At 71.4% G+C, this 742-nt stretch carries 1 protein-coding gene; it reads left to right on the plus strand.

The genetic code is table 11. The features are described 5' to 3' along the window. Positions 1–742, plus strand: a 742-nt coding sequence (locus ACU8YE_RS23750; protein ID WP_446929782.1) for a D-serine ammonia-lyase, incomplete at both ends; no start/stop codon positions are given.

Below are 742 nucleotides of genomic sequence, written 5' to 3' on the forward strand. Positions count from 1 at the left end.
CTATTAGCTCAGCTTCAATCGCATTCGCCGACGCTGTGGCTCAATCCGCATCAAGGCATGCCGCTGCCGGACTTCGCGCCGACCGCCGCGGATCTCGCCGATGCCGACGCGCGCCTGCGCCGCTGCGCCGGCTTGCTGGCCGAGCTATTTGCCGAATTGCGGCCGTCGGGCGGGCTCATCGCATCGCCGTTGCAGCCGGCCGAGCCGTTGAAGCGCGCCGCTCGAGCCGCCCATGCGCAGGCGGGCGCGTGGTACGTCAAGCGCGACGATGTATTGCCGGTGGCCGGCTCGATCAAGGCGCGCGGCGGTTTTCACGAGGTGCTCGCGCTCGCCGAATCGATCGCCGAGCGGCACGGCCTCGCGGGCGCCGACACCGACCGGCGCGCGCTCGCGAGCGGCGCGGCGCGTGCGCGGTTCGCGCGTCATACGGTGATGGTCGGCAGCACCGGCAATCTCGGCTTGAGCATCGGGATGCTCGCGTCGGCGCTCGGGTTCCGCACCGTCGTGCATATGTCGGCCGATGCGAAGGCGTGGAAGAAGGCGCGCCTGCGCACGCGCGGCGTGGAAGTCGTCGAGCATGCGGGCGATTATGCGAAAGCGGTGGACGCCGGGCGGCGGCAGGCCGCCGGGATGCCGTGCTGCCATTTCGTCGACGATGAAGGCTCGCGGATGCTGTTCCTCGGCTACGCGACGGCCGCCGCCGAGCTCGCCGCGCAACTCGCGCAGGCGGGCCCCCCGGTCG

This window comes from Ralstonia sp. VS2407, assembly GCF_052950655.1.